Source organism: Spiroplasma endosymbiont of Dioctria linearis, assembly GCF_964030865.1.
Lineage (GTDB): Bacteria > Bacillota_I > Bacilli_A > Mycoplasmatales > Mycoplasmataceae > Spiroplasma_A.
In genome coordinates this window covers 1,044,315-1,063,742 of record NZ_OZ034984.1, presented here as the reverse complement: position 1 = coordinate 1,063,742, position 19,428 = coordinate 1,044,315, and the positions used below count along the sequence as shown (strand labels likewise).

At 25.4% G+C, this 19,428-nt stretch carries 18 protein-coding genes and 1 other RNA gene; 13 read left to right on the top strand and 6 right to left on the bottom strand.

Annotated features, from left to right (window positions below):
- Positions 1–52 precede the first annotated feature (52 nt).
- Positions 53–1,114, top strand: a complete 1,062-nt coding sequence (locus AAHM84_RS04640; protein WP_342258743.1) for a rod shape-determining protein — start codon at positions 53–55, stop codon at positions 1,112–1,114.
- A 30-nt stretch (positions 1,115–1,144) separates the two neighbouring features.
- Here the strand turns inward: AAHM84_RS04640 and AAHM84_RS04635 are convergent, their stop codons facing one another.
- From AAHM84_RS04635 to rpmH, 6 genes are read right to left on the bottom strand one after another with little or no spacing between them, the layout of a single operon-like run.
- Positions 1,145–1,939: a TatD family hydrolase gene (locus AAHM84_RS04635; RefSeq protein WP_342258742.1), complete on the bottom strand. Its 795-nt coding sequence runs from the start codon at positions 1,937–1,939 to the stop codon at positions 1,145–1,147.
- A gap of 9 nt (positions 1,940–1,948) precedes the next feature.
- Positions 1,949–3,295, bottom strand: coding sequence for a tRNA uridine-5-carboxymethylaminomethyl(34) synthesis GTPase MnmE (mnmE, locus tag AAHM84_RS04630; RefSeq protein WP_425289578.1), 1,347 nt, complete (start codon positions 3,293–3,295; stop codon positions 1,949–1,951).
- Between the two features lie 53 nt (positions 3,296–3,348).
- The gene (locus AAHM84_RS04625; protein ID WP_342258740.1) at positions 3,349–3,909 is read right to left on the bottom strand and encodes a hypothetical protein; all 561 of its coding nucleotides are present in this window, start codon (positions 3,907–3,909) and stop codon (positions 3,349–3,351) included.
- Entirely contained in the window at positions 3,887–5,095 is a 1,209-nt protein-coding gene (gene yidC / locus AAHM84_RS04620) for a membrane protein insertase YidC (protein WP_342258739.1), read from the bottom strand. The genes AAHM84_RS04625 and yidC overlap by 23 nt, the downstream gene beginning before the upstream one ends.
- Before the next feature lie 16 nt (positions 5,096–5,111).
- A complete protein-coding gene (rnpA, locus tag AAHM84_RS04615; protein WP_342258738.1) occupies positions 5,112–5,441 on the bottom strand; it encodes a ribonuclease P protein component in 330 nt (109 codons plus the stop codon).
- An 8-nt stretch (positions 5,442–5,449) separates the two neighbouring features.
- On the bottom strand, positions 5,450–5,584 hold the full coding sequence (gene rpmH, locus AAHM84_RS04610; RefSeq protein WP_020836790.1) for a 50S ribosomal protein L34: 135 nt from the start codon (positions 5,582–5,584) through the stop codon (positions 5,450–5,452).
- Between the two features lie 273 nt (positions 5,585–5,857).
- Here rpmH and dnaA point away from each other — a divergent pair, with 273 nt between their 5' ends.
- The 12 genes from dnaA (at position 5,858) to AAHM84_RS04550 (ending at position 19,427) form a co-directional block, all read left to right on the top strand.
- Positions 5,858–7,186, top strand: coding sequence for a chromosomal replication initiator protein DnaA (dnaA, locus tag AAHM84_RS04605; RefSeq protein ID WP_342258737.1), 1,329 nt, complete (start codon positions 5,858–5,860; stop codon positions 7,184–7,186).
- 133 nt (positions 7,187–7,319) lie between these two features.
- Positions 7,320–8,444: a DNA polymerase III subunit beta gene (gene dnaN, locus AAHM84_RS04600; protein ID WP_342258736.1), complete on the top strand. Its 1,125-nt coding sequence runs from the start codon at positions 7,320–7,322 to the stop codon at positions 8,442–8,444.
- Between the two features lie 69 nt (positions 8,445–8,513).
- Complete coding sequence (gyrB, locus tag AAHM84_RS04595) at positions 8,514–10,418, top strand: DNA topoisomerase (ATP-hydrolyzing) subunit B (RefSeq protein ID WP_342258735.1); 1,905 nt, start codon at positions 8,514–8,516, stop codon at positions 10,416–10,418.
- 20 nt (positions 10,419–10,438) lie between these two features.
- A complete protein-coding gene (gyrA, locus tag AAHM84_RS04590) occupies positions 10,439–12,871 on the top strand; it encodes a DNA topoisomerase (ATP-hydrolyzing) subunit A (protein ID WP_342258734.1) in 2,433 nt (810 codons plus the stop codon).
- A 2-nt stretch (positions 12,872–12,873) separates the two neighbouring features.
- Positions 12,874–14,139: a serine--tRNA ligase gene (serS, locus tag AAHM84_RS04585; protein WP_342258733.1), complete on the top strand. Its 1,266-nt coding sequence runs from the start codon at positions 12,874–12,876 to the stop codon at positions 14,137–14,139.
- A 104-nt stretch (positions 14,140–14,243) separates the two neighbouring features.
- An RNA gene (gene ffs, locus AAHM84_RS04580) (signal recognition particle sRNA small type) lies at positions 14,244–14,341 on the top strand.
- A gap of 15 nt (positions 14,342–14,356) precedes the next feature.
- Complete coding sequence (locus AAHM84_RS04575) at positions 14,357–14,782, top strand: deaminase (protein ID WP_342258732.1); 426 nt, start codon at positions 14,357–14,359, stop codon at positions 14,780–14,782.
- 35 nt (positions 14,783–14,817) lie between these two features.
- Positions 14,818–16,740: a DNA polymerase III subunit gamma/tau gene (dnaX, locus tag AAHM84_RS04570; RefSeq protein WP_342258731.1), complete on the top strand. Its 1,923-nt coding sequence runs from the start codon at positions 14,818–14,820 to the stop codon at positions 16,738–16,740.
- A complete protein-coding gene (locus tag AAHM84_RS04565) occupies positions 16,740–17,312 on the top strand; it encodes a toprim domain-containing protein (protein ID WP_342258730.1) in 573 nt (190 codons plus the stop codon). The genes dnaX and AAHM84_RS04565 overlap by 1 nt, the downstream gene beginning before the upstream one ends.
- Before the next feature lie 17 nt (positions 17,313–17,329).
- Entirely contained in the window at positions 17,330–17,959 is a 630-nt protein-coding gene (gene tmk / locus AAHM84_RS04560; RefSeq protein WP_339029956.1) for a dTMP kinase, read from the top strand.
- The gene (locus AAHM84_RS04555; protein ID WP_342258729.1) at positions 17,959–18,705 is read left to right on the top strand and encodes a hypothetical protein; all 747 of its coding nucleotides are present in this window, start codon (positions 17,959–17,961) and stop codon (positions 18,703–18,705) included. The genes tmk and AAHM84_RS04555 overlap by 1 nt, the downstream gene beginning before the upstream one ends.
- On the top strand, positions 18,705–19,427 hold the full coding sequence (locus AAHM84_RS04550; RefSeq protein WP_342258728.1) for a tRNA1(Val) (adenine(37)-N6)-methyltransferase: 723 nt from the start codon (positions 18,705–18,707) through the stop codon (positions 19,425–19,427). Before AAHM84_RS04555 ends, AAHM84_RS04550 begins: the two co-directional genes overlap by 1 nt.
- Position 19,428: the final 1 nt, after the last annotated feature.

Genomic DNA, 19,428 nt, shown 5'->3' with positions numbered 1-19,428 from the left:
TAATTAAAAAAGGTATAATTATATTATAAACTTTATGACATAGGAGGTATTTATGAAAATAGAGGAACGTACATTTATTGCATTGGATTTAGGAACAAGTAACATATTGGCTTATGTAGGAAGACAGGGTATAGTTTACGACGAACCTTCAATTATGGCATATGACAATATGACTAATACACTAGTTGCATTAGGTCAAGATGCATATAATTTGATTGGAAAAACTAATGATAATATTAGAATGGAAATACCAATTAGAGATGGTGTAATTACAGATTTAGACGCTGCAAGAGATATGTTAAAACATGTATTTAGTAAGTTAAAAATGTTAAATGAATGAAAAAATTCAATTATTTTATTAGCTTGTCCAAGTGAAGTAACTGAACTTGAAAGAGAAGCTTTAAAACAAGTTGCTTACGATATGGGAGCTGAAATTGTTATTGTTGAAGAGGAAGTAAAAATGGCAGCTTTAGGAGCAGGAATTAATATTGAAATTCCAAAAGGAAATATAGTAATTGATATTGGTGGAGGAACTACTGATATAGCAATTATTTCAGCTGGAGATATAATTATTTCTAGATCAATTAAAATTGCAGGAAATGCATTTAACGAAGAAGTAAAAAAATACATCAGATCAGAATATAATGTAACAATTGGTGATAAAACTGCCGAAGAAGTAAAAAAAGAATTAGGTTCATTAGCAAAATATAAAGGTGAAAGAACTATGTCTGTTTTTGGTAGAGATATTATTTCAGGATTACCAAAAGAAGCTATTATTAGTTCTGAAGAAATAAGAAACGTTTTAGTTAACGCTTTTAGTAGAATTACAGACTTATTAATTGAATTAATGGAAAATACACCACCTGAATTAGCAGGAGATATAATTACTAATGGATTTACAATATGTGGTGGTGGATCAAAAATAAGAGGTATTAAAGAGTACTTTAATGGGATTTTCTCAGTACCTTGTCATTTAACACCAAATCCACTAACTGGAGTTATTGAAGGTTCAAAAGTATTTGAAAAAACTATTAACCAAAGAATTGACAATGATTACTACGGTAAAAACGCAAAAAATGTTAAAAAAGGTAGTCAAACATCTTATTTATCATAAAAAAAATTGGTTTTATAAAACCAATTTTTTTTATGCTATTTTAAATATCTTCATTGCATTACTTGTTGTTGCCTCAATAATATCAGCTTTATTAAGCTTTTTAATATTTGCAATTTTTTCAATAGTATAAGCTATATTTTTAGACATATTTAATTTTCCTCTTTTGGGCTCTGGAGTTAAATACGGTGCATCAGTTTCTACAATCATTTCATTTAAAGATAACTTCTCCACAGTTTCATGAAGTTTAGTTGCATTTTTAAATGTTACAACACCTGGTATTGATATTAGATAACCTCTTTTAGTAAATTTTTTTGCAAGTTCAATTCCTCTTGTATAACAGTGTACTATGGCTCTTTTAACTTGAAGTTTATCCAAAATTTCCAATGCATCTAAGTAAGCTTGTTCTGAATCATCCTTATCTCTAATGTGCATCATAACTACTAGTTCATTTTTCTTTGCAATTTTTATTTGCTCTTTAAAAAACTCTTTTTGAATTTCCCTATGTTCATCTGTATAAAAATAATCAAGTCCCACTTCTCCAATTGCAACTACATTATCACTATGAGCCATTTCATCAATTTCTAATAGATCTTCTTTTTTAAATTTATAAACATCATTAGGATGAATACCAATTGCTGCATAAACATTAGGATATTTTAAAGCATACTTGCATGCCTCCTTAGAAGAATCAATATCAAACCCTACACAACAAAAATGAGATACTCCATTTATTTTTGCATCTTTTATCATTTCAGAGACTTCAATCTCTTGTTCCTTATATACAACATCATTAAAATGTGTGTGTGTATCAAATATACCTGCCATAATTTAAACCTACTTTCCTAAACAATACTTTCTAAAAATATTGTCAATAACTTCTTCATCTGCATCATAAATTCCTAAAAGATTATTTAGAATTTTTAAAATCTCATAAAGATCTACATTTATTAAATCAGTTGTAAAACCTTCTTTAATATTTTTTAAACTATTTTCTAATAATTTTAATATATTTTTAAACATTTCTATATGAAATAAATTAGATAAAACTGGAATATCACTTTCTAAAATATCTTCATTATTAAATTCTAATTCAATTTTGCTAATAAGGTCCTTTATATCTCCCTTAAGAGCAGAAACAACAACTAAATCTTTAAACTCTCTTCTAATCTCCTCAATATCATTTTTTTTAAGTAATTCAGATTTATTTAATACAACGAGATGTTTTTTATTTCTTATTTTTTCATATATCTCATAATTAATTTTACCTTTATTTATAACAAATAAAATAAGATTTGATGTATCGATTAAAGAAATACTTTTTTCAATTCCAATTTTTTCAACCTTATTATCAGTTTTTCTTATACCTGCACTATCTATTAAATTTAGTGTAAAATTTGTAAAATTTAATTCTCCTTCAACAATATCTCTAGTAGTACCTTCGATTTCTGTTACTATAGCTTTTTCTTCTGAAATTAAAGTATTTAAAAGTGACGATTTTCCAACATTTGTTTCTCCAAGTATTAGGGTATTTATTCCAGTTTTTAAAAAATTAAATCTTTTACTTATATCCAATATTTTTAAGGTTTCTTGTTTTAAAAAATCTAGTTGTTCAATAATTTCTTCAGGACCTGAACCCTCAACGTCATCATAGTCTGGATAATCAATCGATGTTTGAATTTTTGAAATTAAATCTATTAAATCATTTTTCATATCTATTAGTGACTTATGATTTTTTCCTTCTAAATTTAGAGCGCTAATTTTTAGGGACAGTTCATTTTTAGAATCAATTAAATTATTAATGCTTTCAGCTTGTATAAGGTTTATTTTTCCGTTTAAGTAAGCTCTTTGAGAAAATTCACCTGGTAGGGCTGGTCTTGCTCCATATGATATTAATAGAGATACAATATGATTTGTAAGTAGAATTCCTCCATGACATTGTATTTCTACAACATCCTCACCTGTAAATGAATTACCATTTGCAAATGTCAAAATTAAGGATTCATCAATAAGATCTTTCTTATCAAATAATTTTCTAATTTGAATGTTGCTACTCTTTGTTAATTTATTTTTTAATAGCCTATTTGTAATTTTAAAAGCATTCTCTCCAGATATTCTAATAATGGATATTGCTTGCTTTGCTATTTTAGTAGCACAAGCAACTATAGTATCATTTATATTTAATTTCATTTTACCAACTTCCCAATCTTGATTATAACAAAAAGAAAATCAGAATATTAATGTTCTGACTTGTATATTATTCTAATTTTTCTTTCGCCAATTTGACCTGATGTCTTTGTTTTAAGGTTATTATACTTGGAAATTATCATATTAATTTCTTTTCTCAAAGGCTTTGGATATGATGGTAATATCTCTTCTTGCTTTGAAAGTAGAACATTATTTATAATCTTATTCAGTTTTAATCTATTGAAATCTTTCTTATTTTTATTTGAAATATTAAAATTAATAATCTCAAAATCCAAAAAAATATTAAACTTTATTTTTATTAAGCTTTTAATAACCCTTCATAAATTCAATTTTGTTTCTTTATTAAGCTCAAAAATTGAATCATATGCAATTACATTTTTACTCTTTGATTCAATTCTAAAAATTGATATTATTTTAATTTTAGAAATTTTTAAGAGCTGCTCATTTAAAAACTTCATTATTTCAATTCTTTTTTGGCTAGAAATAAATAAAATCACTTCGTTTATTTTTTCATAAAAAACCAGTTTTGTTTTTGACTTTTTACTTATTAGGAAGTGATTTATTTTATTATTTTTTATTTTTAGATTCATTTGAGACTTTTGCAGCTAATGTCTTATTTTTATTATTTTGTTTTTCTCTTTTTTTCTTTAATCTTGAAACTCTAGTTTCTTTTAAGTAATGGAAACCTAAAGTTTGGATTATTTGGAATGTCGAAGAGAAAATTCAATATATAGCAACACCAGAAGCAATATTAAATACAACGAATAGGAATACAACCATAAATACTATTTGCATAATTAATTGTTTTTTTCTAGCTTTTTTTTGTTGCTCTGATTCTAATTTTGGTTTCTTTTTAAACATCTGCAGTATCATTGGAAGTAACATTGAAGTAATTTGTAGGGGTAAATAAATAACAATTAAAGTTAAATATATTCAGTTCCCTTGTTTTATTTGTTCAAATGGTACCTCTACCAAAGTTATTTTACCAACAGTTGCAACTTTTAGTGCATGTGTTGCTCTAACAACAGAGAACATTGCAAATAAGAAAGGCATAGATAAGAATGACGTTGCAAGCGAACTCATTGGGCTTATACCTTCCTTTTTATATAATCCCATTAATTCAATTTGTTGTTTTTGTTTTGCACTTGGATCCGATGAATGCTTATACTTTTCTTGAATTTCAGCTTGTTTTGACTGTAAACCCTGCATTTTTTCTTGATTTATTTGTGTTTTTCAAGTAAATACTAATGTAATTCCTCTAATTATTAAAGAAGTGAAGAATATTGCAAATATTGCTGAGACTCCATATGATACTGAATTAGGATCTAATCCTTTCTCATTGTGAGTAGAGAATAGACTTATAAACCCAACTAATACCCAAGAGATTGGGTAAACAAAGAACCCATAAAAAGGAGACGAAGTGACTGTAAATGCCTGACCTCAAGAGGATATTGGATTAAAGGCATATTCAACCATATTACCATTATTGTCTACTTTGAATCAATGATTTTTTGAACTTCAATCACCTAATGAATTAATAATTATTTCAAAAGAGACACCTGGAGAAAATATTTTATTTCCAGACATATCAGTAACAGTACTAACTGTATACTTTGGTTGATACATTTGTACACAACCTCAAAGCATTGAGACAATAATAAATACAAATAATATCAACTTTGTTCAAACTCAAAAGATTTTTAACTTATCTTTTGTAGTTTTTTTATTATTATTATTGTTATTATTTAGATATTTAGAATAATCTTGTTTGTACAAGATGTTCACCTCTCTTTTAACTTATTTGTGATAAAGACTTTCGCAGAACCTCTAAATTAAAGCTATAGTCTTTATTTAAGAATAAATTTCTAGCTATTAAAACAATATCAAAGTTCTTATCTTTTTGATCATCTAATAATTCATAAATCATTGATCTTAGTTGTCTTTTAATTTTATTTCTAAACACTGCATTACCCATTTTTTTTCCAACAGATATTCCGTATCTAAATCTATTTAAAGTATTTTTTTTAAAATAAATCACAAATTCCTTTGATTTAATAAATCTTTTAGAACCTATAATGCTTTGAAATTCATGATTCTTTTTAATTATATTTTTGTTTTTCATATTTATTATTATGCAGTAAGTTTAGCTCTACCTTTAGCTCTTCTTGCTTTAATAACTTTTCTACCATTTTTAGTTGCCATTCTAGCTCTAAAACCATGAGTTCTAGCATGCTTGATTTTACTTGGCTGTCAAGTTCTTTTCATAAAATACCTCCTTTTTTTAAAACAAAACTTCACTAAATATTATAACTTAAAACACAGATATTTTGATACTAATTATTGTATTTTGTGTAACTTCTAACAACTTATTAATAATATTTGTATGTGGATAACTGTTGAAGCATCCTTTATTTAAGGCATATTTTAACTTTTTTTATCCCCAATTTAAGTATTTTTTGGTATATTTTTAAAGTTATACACATCAAAACTATGTGGATAACTTATAATTTAAATGTTGTATTCAAGGTGGGTAAAAAAATGAGTAACATATCATTATGAAAAGAAATTAAAAAGTGATTAATATCTTCTGATTTAATCGAACCAAACGTATATGAAGAGTATGTAAAGAGTGCTTCAATTGAAGATCTTTCAGAAAATCAGAAGGTTATTGTTGTTAATAAAGACTTATCAAAGTATTATTTGGAAAACATTGTAAAAGAACTTAAGGACAAAATAAGTAAAATATTGGAAAAAGATATTTCAATAAGTTTTTTATCAAAAGAAGAATTTAAAAAAGAAAAAAAGATAAGTGAAATAATAATAAGTAAGAAAAAAAATATTGGAAGAGATTTTAATTTTGATAGTTTTATTTCAGGTAAAAGTAATAGTGAAGCATATAATGCTTCAAAAGCTTTGATAAATAATTTGGGTAATAAATGAAATCCATTATTTATCTATGGAGATTCTGGTTTAGGTAAAACTCATTTACTTAAAGCTATAAATAATGAACTAAATCTGCAAAAGGATGATTTAAATATCAAATACTATGCATCAAATGATTTTAGAAAAGAAATTCTAGATTCACTATTAGGTGGTTTCAAAGAAATAGAACAAACAAAAACTGAAATGAATGAAATTGATGTTCTATTAATAGACGATATTCAATTTCTTGCAAATAGTGGAAAAACTAATGAAATATTTTTCAATATTTTTAATGCTTTTATTGAGGATGGTAAACAAATTGTAATAACTTCAGATAAATTCCCTGAATTATTAAATGGTTTTGATAAAAGATTAGTTTCAAGATTTAATCAAGGTTTAAGTATAAAAATTGAACCACCAGATGTTGAAACGGCTTTAAAAATAATTGATTATAAAACTCAAATGGCAAATTTAAATTTAACAAATGAATCAAAAAAATATATTGCATCTCATTTTGGATCTGATGTAAGAAAAATTGAAGGAATAATTAATAAAATTGAATTTAAACTAATACAAGAACAAGATTCAATAGGAGAAATAATTGAACTTGATACTATACAAAAATTATTAGAGGACTATTCATATGCTCCTGGTGGAGAAATAACTGTTCAAAAAATAAAAAGCGTTGTAGCTCAAAATTATGGAGTTAATGTAAAATCAATTGATGCAAAAAATAAAGTATCTAGTGTTGTTATTGCAAGACACGTTTCAATGTATTTAACAAATGAACTAATGAAAAAAAATTATTCAGAAGTTGGTATATTGTTCGGTGGAAAAGATCATACAACTGTTATAAATGCATGTAATAAAATTAAAAAGGCTATTGCTGAAGATAAGATTTTTAAAAATACATTAAAGAAGATTAAAAAGGACATAACTTCTTAATTATAAAAAAATTGTATAAAGTGGTAAAATATTCTCATAAAGTTCTTATTTTATTGGTATTTTAAAAGTTATCCACATTTTAAGAGCATAATAATAATATAAATAATAGATAATAAATATGGAGGTATTTTAAATGTTCTTTAGTATAAATAGGCTATCTTTTATTGAAGAGATAAATAAATGTAATAGAATTATTGATTCAAAAGCTCCTACACCAAGTATTAGTGGAATTTTATTAGAAATTGAAGCAGATAAAGTTTCTTTAATTTCTTCAAATACATCAATGTCAATAAAAACAATTATTGACATGGGAACTAATGGTTTATTAATAAAAGAAACTGGTTCAATCTTAATAAGAAGTAAATATTTCCTTGAGATTCTTAGACGTATGGACGATGACATTGTTAATGTTTCTAGTATAGAAGAAAATTTAGTTTCCTTATCAGGAGAAAAATCTGAATTCTCATTAAACATTTTAAATTACAATGATTATCCAACTATTGGTTTTAGAGAAAAAGGAAACATTGTTACAGTAAAAAATATAGATCTTAAAAAAAGTTTAAATCAAACAATAATTTCTGTAAATGAATGAAATCAAAAGATAGTATTAGCAGGTTTAAATTTTTCTATAGACAATTCAATGTTTTATATTACTGGAACTGATGGTTTTAGAGTATCAAGAAAAAGAATAAAGTTGTTTGATGAAATTCCAACTAAGTTTGAAACTAATATACCTCATAAAAGTGTTTTAGAACTAATAAAATTATTACCAGAAAAAGGAGAATGTAAAATTGTCTCAGTTGATAGTCATGTAACTTTTATAATTAATAATACATTATTTCAAACAACAATCTTAGAGGGACAATTTCCTGATGTTAATGCAGTATTTCCAACAGATTTTAATACAACATTATATATGGACAATAAAAAGTTTTTTAAACTAATATCAAGAGCAGATATTCCAAGTGAAGAAAATACGTCAACAGTTGTAAATCTTATTTTAAATAATGATAGTATTTTTATTAAATCTAATATTCATCAAATTGGTAGTTTTGAAGAAATTTTTAAGGAATTTGAATTAAAAGGATTGGATGAACAAAATATTTGCTTTAACTCAAAATATTTAATTGATTCATTAAAAACTTTTGAAACTAAAAATGTAGAAATTAATTTAATTGATTCTAAAAAACCAATTGTTATTTCTTCTTCTGAAGATATGGATTTGAGTCAAATTATTTTACCTATGTTTTCAAATTAATAACTTATATGTACATACCTTTCACTTACTTAAATGATATAATTAAAGTAAGTGAGAGGTATTTTTATTATGGAAAATAATAAGTATGGAGCTAATCAAATTCAAGTACTTGAAGGATTAGAAGCTGTTAGAAAAAGACCTGGAATGTATATTGGAAATACAAATAAAACTGGTCTTCATCATATGATTTGAGAAATATTGGATAACTCTGTGGATGAGGCATTAGCAGGTTTTTGTAATGAAATATCTATTTTTATAACTGATCAGAATGAAATAATAATTAAAGATAATGGGAGAGGAATACCAGTTGATATTCATCCAAAAACAAAAAAAACAACTCTAGAAACAATTTTTACTATTTTACATGCTGGGGGTAAATTTGATGAAGCCACTTATAAAGTCTCAGGTGGTTTACATGGTGTGGGTGCTTCAGTTGTAAATGCATTATCATTATATGTTGAAGCAATGATTTCAAGGGATGGAAAAATTTATCATCAAAGATTTTCTGAAGGTGGTAGAAATGCTACTGCTCTTAAAGAAATTGGGAATTCTGATTCAAATGGATCAATTATAAAATTTAAACCTGATCCAGGAATTTTTAAAGAGGTTATAGATTTTGATTTTAAAGTAATTCAAAATAAAATTAGACAACTAGCTTTTTTAAATAAAAAATTAAAATTAAATTTATATGATCAAAGAAATGATAAATATCTTAGTTATATTTTTGAAGATGGAATAAAGGATTATATAAAAGAAATAAATAGTGGAAAAGAAAAAGTACACGATGAAATTTTTTATATGTCGAATAGTTTTAATGATATTGAAGTTGAAATTTCAATTCAGTATAACGAAACATATGATGAAAATTTATTTTCATTCTGTAATAACATTTTTACATCTGAAGGTGGTTCACATGAAGAGGGATTTAGAAGTGCATTATTAAAAGCGGTTAATTCTTACACTAATGATTTAAAAAACTTTAAAGGTAATAAATTTACTTGAGATGATTTAAAAGAGGGAATTGTAGCTGTTGTTTCAATTAGACATAGAGATCCTTTATATGAGGGACAAACAAAAGCAAAATTATCTAATACAGATGCTAAGGAAGCAGTTTTAGAAATAACAAATGAAGCATTTAGAGAATTCTTATTGAAAAACCCAAATGATGCTAAAAAGATTGTTGAGAAAATTTTAGTTTCTCAAAAAGCAAGAAAAGCTGCTCAAAGAGCAAGAGAAGATACAAGAAGAAAATCAGCAATTGATAATTTTTCATTACCTGGAAAATTAGCAGATTGTGAGTCAAAAGATATTGAAGAATGTGAATTATATCTTGTTGAGGGTGATTCTGCTGGAGGTAGTGCAAAAACTGGTAGAAATAGAAAAACACAAGCAATTCTTTCTTTAAGAGGAAAAGTTTTAAATGTTGAAAAAGTAAAGCAGTCTAAAGTTTTTGATAATAATGAGATTCAATCTATTATTGCAGCAGTTGGAATTGGTGTTAAAAATGATATTGATCTTAAAAAATTAAGATATGGAAAAATAATTATTATGACCGATGCTGATGTTGATGGTGCCCATATAAGAGTATTACTGTTAACTTTCTTTTATAGATATATGAAGGAATTAATTTTAAATGGAAATGTTTATATTGCTCAGCCACCGTTATATAAAATTGATAATGGAAAAAATATTTTTGACTATGCATATAATGATTTGGAACTTGATCAATTAAAAGAAGAAAAATATAAAGAATTAAAATATACAATTCAAAGATATAAAGGACTTGGTGAAATGGATCCTATTCAGTTATGAGAAACAACAATGGACCCAGAAAGAAGAACTATGATTCAAATTAAAGTGGAAGATGCATTTCTTGCAAATGAAGTTTTCTCTAGTTTAATGGGAGAAAATGCAGATTTAAGAAAACAGTTTATTACTGAAAATGCACAGTTTGTAGAAAATATAGATATTTAAAAATAGGTAGGTATAACTAAATGAGTGAAATAAAACACGGTCGTATTTTGGAAATGGACATTAAAAGTGAAGTTGAAAAAGATTTTTTAGAATACTCAATGAGTGTTATTGTTAGTAGAGCTCTTCCTGATTTAAAAGATGGATTAAAACCTGTACATAGACGAATTATTTATGCTATGAATGATTTAAAAATTACATCAGATACTCCTCATAAAAAGTCTGCTCGTATTGTTGGTGAAGTTATTGGTAAATATCATCCTCATGGAGATTCATCAGTTTATGAAGCTATGGTTAGAATGTCACAAGATTTTTCTTACAGATATCCATTGGTTGAAGGCCATGGGAATTTTGGTTCAATTGATGGTGATGGTGCAGCTGCAATGCGTTATACTGAAGCAAGACTTTCAAAAATTACATCTTTATTATTGAAAGATATTGATATGGAAACAGTTCCATTTGTTGATAATTATGACGCTTCTGAAAGAGAGCCAAAGTATTTAACTGGTTATTTTCCAAATCTTTTAGTTAACGGAGCAACTGGTATTGCTGTTGGTATGGCCACTAATATTCCACCTCATAATCTAAGAGAAGTTATAGGTGCAACTATTGCATATATAAAAGATGATCAAATGACAATTGATGATATTTTAAAGTTTATTAAAGGTCCTGATTTTCCAACAGGAGCTTTAATGACAAATGGAAAAAGTATGATTGAAGGTTACAGAACTGGTAAAGGTAATTTAATAATAAGATCAAAAATTGATATTGAAGAAACTAGCAAAAATCAAAGAATTGTTGTTAGTGAAATTCCATACCAAACTAATAAATTAAAGGTTGTTGAAAAAATTGTAGAACTTTATAAAAACAAAATTATAATGGGTATCTCAGATATTAGAGATGAATCTAACTATGAAGGAATTAGAATTGTTATAGAATTATCTAAAAACTCTAACCCTCAACTTATAATTAAAAAACTTTATAAATATACAAATCTACAATCTAGCTTTGCAATAAATATGCTTTCTCTAAATAATGGTATTCCTGTTGTTTTAAACATTAAAGATATAATTAAATTTTATGTAAAGCATCAAATTGAAATAATTGTTAAAAGAAGTATTTTTGAAAAAAATAAGTTAAATTCTAAACTACATATTCTAAATGCAATTAGAATTACATTAGATCATATTGACGAAATTATAAAAATTATAAAGGAATCAAAAACTACTGAAATTGCACATCAAAAATTATTTAAAGCTTTTGGATTTGACGAAAAACAATCCAAAGCAATTTTAGATATGAGATTACAAAGATTAGTAGGATTGGAAAGAGAAAAAGTAGAATTAGATATTAAAAATATAGAAATAAGAATATCTGAACTTGAAGAAATTTTAGCTTCAAAAGAGAAACAAAATAATTTACTTATTAGTCAACTTGAAGAAATAGTAAATAAATTTGGTGATGAAAGAAGAACAAAAATTATTGAAGAGGATGAAACTCAAATTGATGATGAAGAGTTAATTCAAGATAGTCAAATGCTAATAACTTTATCAGAAGATGGATATATTAGAAGACTTTCTAATGAGGAGTTTAAAACTCAAAAACGTGGTGGTAAGGGTGTCATTATAAATAATAATCATGAAGATAATATTTCTATTGCAAAATTTGGTAAAACAAAAGATGATGTATTATTTTTTACAGATGAAGGAAAAGTTTATCGAATTAAAGCCTATAATATAACACAATTTTCTAGAAATGCTAGGGGTGTTCCAGTAATTAACTTTATTGGAATAAATTCATCTGAAAAAGTAACATCGATTCTACCTTTAAAAAATAAAAAAAATATCTTTAAATATTTACTTTTTGTAACTCGAAAAGGAGTTGTTAAAAAAGTTGAAATAGAAGAATTTAACAGAATTAATAACTTTGGAAAAATTGCAATTAATTTAGACGAAGGAGATAAATTAGTTTCAGTAATACCAACAATTGGAGGTACTGAAATTTTAATAGCATCATTGAATGGAAAAATAATTAAAGTAAATGAAGATAATTTCAGACCAATGTCTAGATCTTCTAGAGGAGTAAAAGGTATGGGATTAGACAAAAATGATTTTGTTGTATCTTCATGTTCAAGTTACAAAAATGAAAGTGTGGCAACAATATCGGAAAAAGGGATTGTTAAAAAAACACTTATAAGTGAGTATAATATTTTTGGTAGAGGTGCTAAAGGTGTTTTAGGAATGAAACTTAGTGATAAGACAGGAAAATTTAAATCTCTTTTGGCAATTAGAGAAACAGATGAAATTTTAATGATTTCTTCAAAAGGTAAAATAATAAAAATTGGTGCTCAAGATATCAACTTGCAATCAAGAAACTCTGCTGGGGTAATTGGGTTTAACTTAGAAGAGGATGAAACTATTACATCAACTACATTAGAATGAAATAAAGGTGAATAAAAATGCTAGATATAAATAAAATTGAAAGTGACTTTGATAAGGTCAATTCAAGTTTAAAAAAGAGAAATAAGGATTTTAATTCAGATTTAAAAGAAATTATCGAACTAAATTCACAAAGAAAAGAAGTAACTTTTAAAGTAGAAGAATTAAAAGCTAAAAAAAATAAAATCTCAAAAGATATTGGAATTTTAAGTAAAAATAATAAAAAAGATGAAATTGAAAAATTAAAAAATGAGGTTTCAAAAATAAATCAAAAGGTTGAAAAGTTAGATAATGATCTAAAAACAATTAACCAGGAAATTAATTATAAATTGAGTTATATACCAAATATACCAAATGAAAACATTCCTTTAGGTAAAGACGAAGAAGATAATGTTGAGATTAAGACATGAAAAGTAGGAAAAATAAAGAATAATGGTGAAGCACACTGAGATATTGCATCAAAGCTAGGGTTAGTAGATTTTGAACTAGGTTCAAAATTGTCTGGTTCAAGATTTGTTGTTTATACTAATTTGGGGGCAAAGATAATTAGAGCTCTTGCGGATATACTAATTAATAGACATACAAACAATGGTTACAAGGAAATGTGTCTTCCTTTAATAGTAAACAAGGAAAATATGTTTGGAACTGGTCAACTTCCAAAATTTGAAGAAGATGCATATAAAATTGGTGATCAATACTTAATACCAACTTCTGAGGTTCCTTTGACAAATATTGTTAGAGATAAAATATTGGAAAAATCTCAATTACCTATGTATTTAACTGCTTTTACTCAATGTTTTAGGAAAGAAGCTGGTAGTGCTGGTAGAGATACAAAAGGTTTAATAAGACTACATCAATTCAATAAAGTTGAAATGGTTAAAATTACTGATAGTGAGTCATCTTACTTAGAATTAGAAAAAATGCTTGTAGATGCAGAAGAATGTCTAAAGTTATTTAATCTGCCATATAGAGTTGTTGAATTATGTGGAGGAGATATAGGGTTTTCATCAGCAAAAACTTATGATTTAGAGGTTTGATTCCCACATCAAAATAAATATAGGGAAATATCTTCATGTTCAAACTGCTTAGATTTTCAATCAAAAAGAATAATGGCAAGATATAAGAATGAAAACGGTAAGAATGAAAATGTACACACATTAAATGGTTCAGGATTAGCAATTGATAGATTATTTGCAGCTATTTTAGAAAATTATTATGATGGTAATAAACTATTAATTCCTGATGTTTTAAAACCTTATTTAGGTAATATTAACTTTTTAGAATAATGTTTCACGTGAAACATTATTTTTTTTATTTTTTCTAAATTGTTTCACGTGAAACAATTTAGAAAAAATAAAAAGACTATAAATTTGTCCAAAAAATGTTATTATATAAATGTCATTGTAAGGGTGACGTTCGAAGTTGGTCAGGACCGGAAGGTAGCAGCCATAAGAATCTAGTGCCTTGTACAGTGACTTTTTTTATTTTTAGGAGAACTTTTTTATGGAATTAATTTTTAATATACTAGTTAAAGAATTAAAGAAATGTAAGAAGAATAAGGATGTTCCAGTATCAGCCTTATTAATTGATACTAATAATAAAATTGTTGCAAAATCGTTTAATAGTAGGCAAAAGAAATATAATTTTTCAAATCATGCTGAAATTAGAGTCTTAAATAAAATGTATAAAAGAATGAGAACTAAAAATTTGGGAGAATATAAGTTAGTAACTACATTAAAGCCTTGTTTGATGTGTATTACAGTTATTGAAGAAGCCAATATAAAGAATGTTTTATATTATTTAGATAATATAAAGTGCAATTATAATAGAATATCAACTGATATAAAATTTGAAAAAATGGGAGATCATAAGGAATATAAAGTTTTTGAAAGCGAATTAAAAGAATTCTTTTTAAATTTGAGGAAATAACTAGGTAAAATATTTATGCAAGGGGAGTAAAAATAATGGAGAATAAGAAGTCACTTTATAGAGAATATAGACCAAAGAATTTTGACCAAGTTGCAGGGCATTCTGGAATTAAAGAAATATTAATATCTCAGATTAATTCAAATTCATTTGGTCATGCTTTATTATTTTCTGGTCAAAGAGGAACAGGAAAGACATCAATTGCAAAAATATTTGCAAAAATAGTTGATTGTCAAAATTTAAATGGATATAACCCGTGTGATAATTGCACTAGTTGTAAAGAATTTAATAATAATTCACACTCTGATATATTTGAAATAGATGCAGCTTCAAACAATGGAGTTGAAGAAATTAGACATATAAAATCTAATATATCTTTATTACCAAGTTTTTCTAAGTATAAAGTTTATATAATTGATGAAGTACATATGCTATCAAACTCTGCTTTTAATGCGTTACTTAAAACTTTAGAAGAACCTCCTAAACATGTAATCTTTATTTTGGCAACTACAGAATTTTCAAAAATTCCAGCAACAATAATTTCAAGATGTCAGCTGTTTAATTTTAAAAAAATTGCTCAAGTAAATTTAGAACAAAAAGTTGAAGAAATATGTAATTTAGAAGGAAAACAAATAACTAAAGAAGCTTTAAGCGAGATTTATTACATGTCAGATGGATCTTTAAGAGATGCTCTTAATTACTTAGAGCAAGCCTTAACAATTTCTAGTCAAGAGGTTAACGTTGAAATTCTTAAGAAAATATTTTATATTGCTACAAAAATGGAAAAAATTAATATTATTAGAAATGTAATTCAAGGTAATACAAAAGAAATAATATCCTATTTTGAAGTTTCAAATAATCAAGGAATTGATTTCCAAACAATGACTTTAAGTTTATTAGATATTATTAAAGAAATAATTGAAGTTAAGCTTACACAAGATTATGCATTTTTGAAAAATTTAACAATTGATGAATTTAATAGTTTTAATGAAACTAATATAAAAATATTGTTTGATTTAGCAGATAACATATCTAACTCTTATACAAAGTCTAAAAACTCAAATATAAGTTTTCAATATATATTAATAAATATATTGAAAACAGTTTCTACTAATGAACTTATAAGTGTTAATAATATAGAAGAAGATATTGCTTCTATCTACAGCTCCAAAATAAATTGAGAGGAACCAAAGGCAGAAGAATCAAATAACTCCAAAGATATTTTATTTGATAAGCCTATTGAAACACTAATAGAAAATATAGAGGAAGTTAAATCTCAAAATATTCAAAAGGAAAATATAGAGGAAGTTAAATCTCAAAATATTCAAAAGGAAAATATAGAAGATAATAGCTTTGAAATTAAAAATAATATAGCAGACTTTTTTAAAGAAAATGGAAAATCTAAATTCTTAAAACTGCAAATGAAATTATTAATTTCAGAATCAAATACTTATAAAAATTTTATAGATTTTACAAATGATCAGATTATTAATGTTTTAGTAGGTGCTAATAAAGAAGCAAGAAAATATTTTGAAGAAAAATTTGAGCGTATTTTTGATGAAGATGTAATTAATAATAGTTCCAAATTTATAGAAAATTTTATTATGTTTTATGGTTCAAAAATAACAGCGTCTAGTCAAGATTCTATTATCTTAGTATCTGAGGAAAGAACTATATCAAAATGAATTAATAATAGACTTCAAAATTCGGAAATAAGAAAGTTAATATATAAATACTTTGGTAAGGAAGTAAAAATAATCTCCTTAGATAAAAAAAGATGATCTGAAATTAGAATTGAATTTATGGATAGAAAAGATAACAATAAATTGGCTAACTTTGAAAGTATTAACACTGAGTCTTTCTATGAAATGTTAAAAACAAAAGATGATAATGAAGAAAATGAATATTTAAAAAGAGCTCAAGAAATTTTAGGAGATCAAAATATTAAGGTTGTGAATTAATGGATAAAATAATTGAAGAGTTAAAAACCATTGATGGAATTGGTAAAAAAGCGGCTGAAAAAATTGTTTTTGATTTAATAATTAACAAAAATAAAATTAGCTCATTGGAATCTATAATATCTCAAATAAGGGATTCATATAGTGAATGCAATATATGTTTTTACTTTAGAGAAAATGGAGAATGTACTTTTTGTGATAATAAAAATAGAAATCCAAATATTATCTGTGTCGTTTCTACAAAGTTTGATGCTATAAAAATTGCCAAAAGTAATTACAACGGGATAATTCATGTATTAAATGGTGAAATAAATTTAAATAAAAATATAGGTCCCGAAAAAATAAAAATAAGTGAATTATTTGTTAGAATTAATAAAGGTATAGAATTATTGCTAGCTTTAAATTTAACATTTGAAGGAGAAGTTACTTCAAACTATATAGCTAATAAGGCAAAAGGAATAAGCGAGAAAATTTCTAGAATTGCAAGAGGAATTCCGTTAGGTGGAGTTTTAGATTATATTGACCAAGAGACGTTAAATGATGCAATTTTAAATAGAAAGAAACTAGATGATTAGTTTAGAGGAATTGTAATATGTTATTTATTTCATTAGAGGGTATTGATGGTTCAGGGAAAACAACAATTTCAAAAATGATTAAAGATAATTTAATTCAAAAGGGATACAAAGTTCTATTAACAAGAGAACCTGGTGGAGAACCATTGGCAGAGGAATTAAGAAGAATTATTCTAGATGAAAAAAACTCAATTAATCCATGAGCTGAAACTCTTTTATATGTAGCAGCAAGAAAACAGCATTTAGACTCAATTATACTACCTGCTTTAAAAGAAGGAACAATTGTTGTTTGTGATAGATTTATGGATTCAACATCTGCTTATCAAGGATATGCAAGAAATATAGGTATGGCTGATGTAAATGAATTACAAAGCATTGTTTTAGGTTCAACAAAACCGGACCTAACAATTTTTTTTGATATAACTCCAAAGGAATCTCAGATAAGATTAATGAATAGAAAAAGAAGTGCTGATAGAATGGAACAAGAGAACCAAAAATTCCATGAAGCAGTTTATGAAGGATATCAAATCTTAATTTCTGAAAACTCAGATAGAATTAAAGTTGTGGATTCTAGAAAACAAATTAATGAGGTTTTGCAACAAGTAGATTTTTTAATCGATAATGCTCTTAATGAAAGAACAAAAAAATAATGAAAAAAATGGAGGTATTGAATATTATTAATGAACTGATAAAGGAAAGAATACTATATCACTCAATAATAATCTCAAATGAAAATCAAACTGATCTTGATAATATCTCAACTGAGGTTTTAAGACAAATATATTGTTTAAATAATTCGCTTGAAAATGATAATTGTGATTGATGTTTAAAAACAGTTAATAAAAATAATTTAAATATCTCTTATATTGGAGACTCAATATCAAAAATATCAAAAGAAGATATTAAAGAACTAATTATAAAATTTTCATCTTCAGGAATTGAAGATAATAAAAATAAGGTTTACATTTTATCAAATGGTGAAAATTTAAGTGATAGTGCATCGAATGCTTTACTAAAATTTTTGGAAGAGCCACCTCAAAATACATATGCAATTATATTAACAACAGATAGAAATAAAATTTTAAGTACTATTAAATCTAGATGCAAGCTATTCTCAATTGAAAATGAAAATAGAAAAGAAAAAATGGATTCAGAACTTATTAATCTATTTTTAAACAAGAACAAGACAAAGTTATTAAAATATTTAATAACTTTCAAAAAAATGGAAAGACCAGAAATTATAAGAAACCTGAATATAGCTTTTGAAAACTCAATAAATTTAAATATAAAATTTTTACAAGAGCTTTTATTAGATACAATAAATGAAATAAAAGAAACAAATTATATTAATTTGATTTTAGAAAATCTCTTTATAAAAATGTATGAGGTGATTTAATGGAAGTGAAAAATGACATTTTAAATTATAAAAGACTTAAAATAATTCAAGATAATAAAATGTTTAATTTTTGTATTGACTCAATTTTGTTGGCTAGATTTTGGAAACCTTCAAATAAGTTTAAAAACATTTTGGATTTTGGAACAAATAATGCGATTATTCCATTAATAATCTCTAGATATACTAAATCAAAAATTACAGGTATTGAGATTCAAGAAGAGTCATGTCAAATTGCAAAAAAAAATATATTATTAAATAATTTAGAAAAGCAAATTGAGATAGTTAATATGGATATTAAAAAATTTGTTTTGGATAAAAATAACCAATATGATTTAATATTTTGTAACCCTCCATTTTTCAAAGTAGATAAAGACTCAAATCTTAATAAGAAAAGTAAATTTTTAATTCCAGCAAGACATGAGGTATTAATAACTTTAGAAGAAATAATAAAAAGTGCAAAAACAGCATTAAAAAATGGTGGTAAATTTCTTATGGTTCACTTAAGCAATAGGTTGGATGAAATTATTATTTTATTGAAACAAAATAATTTCTCAGTAAAGAAAATACAAATAGTTTATTCTAAAGAAAAACAAGAATCAAAAAGAGTTCTTATTGAAGCAATTAATGATGGTAATGATGGAATGAAAATTTTAGAACCTTTATATATTCACAATGATGATGGAACTTATAAAAAAGAAATATTAGAAATGTTTGGTGATTAAA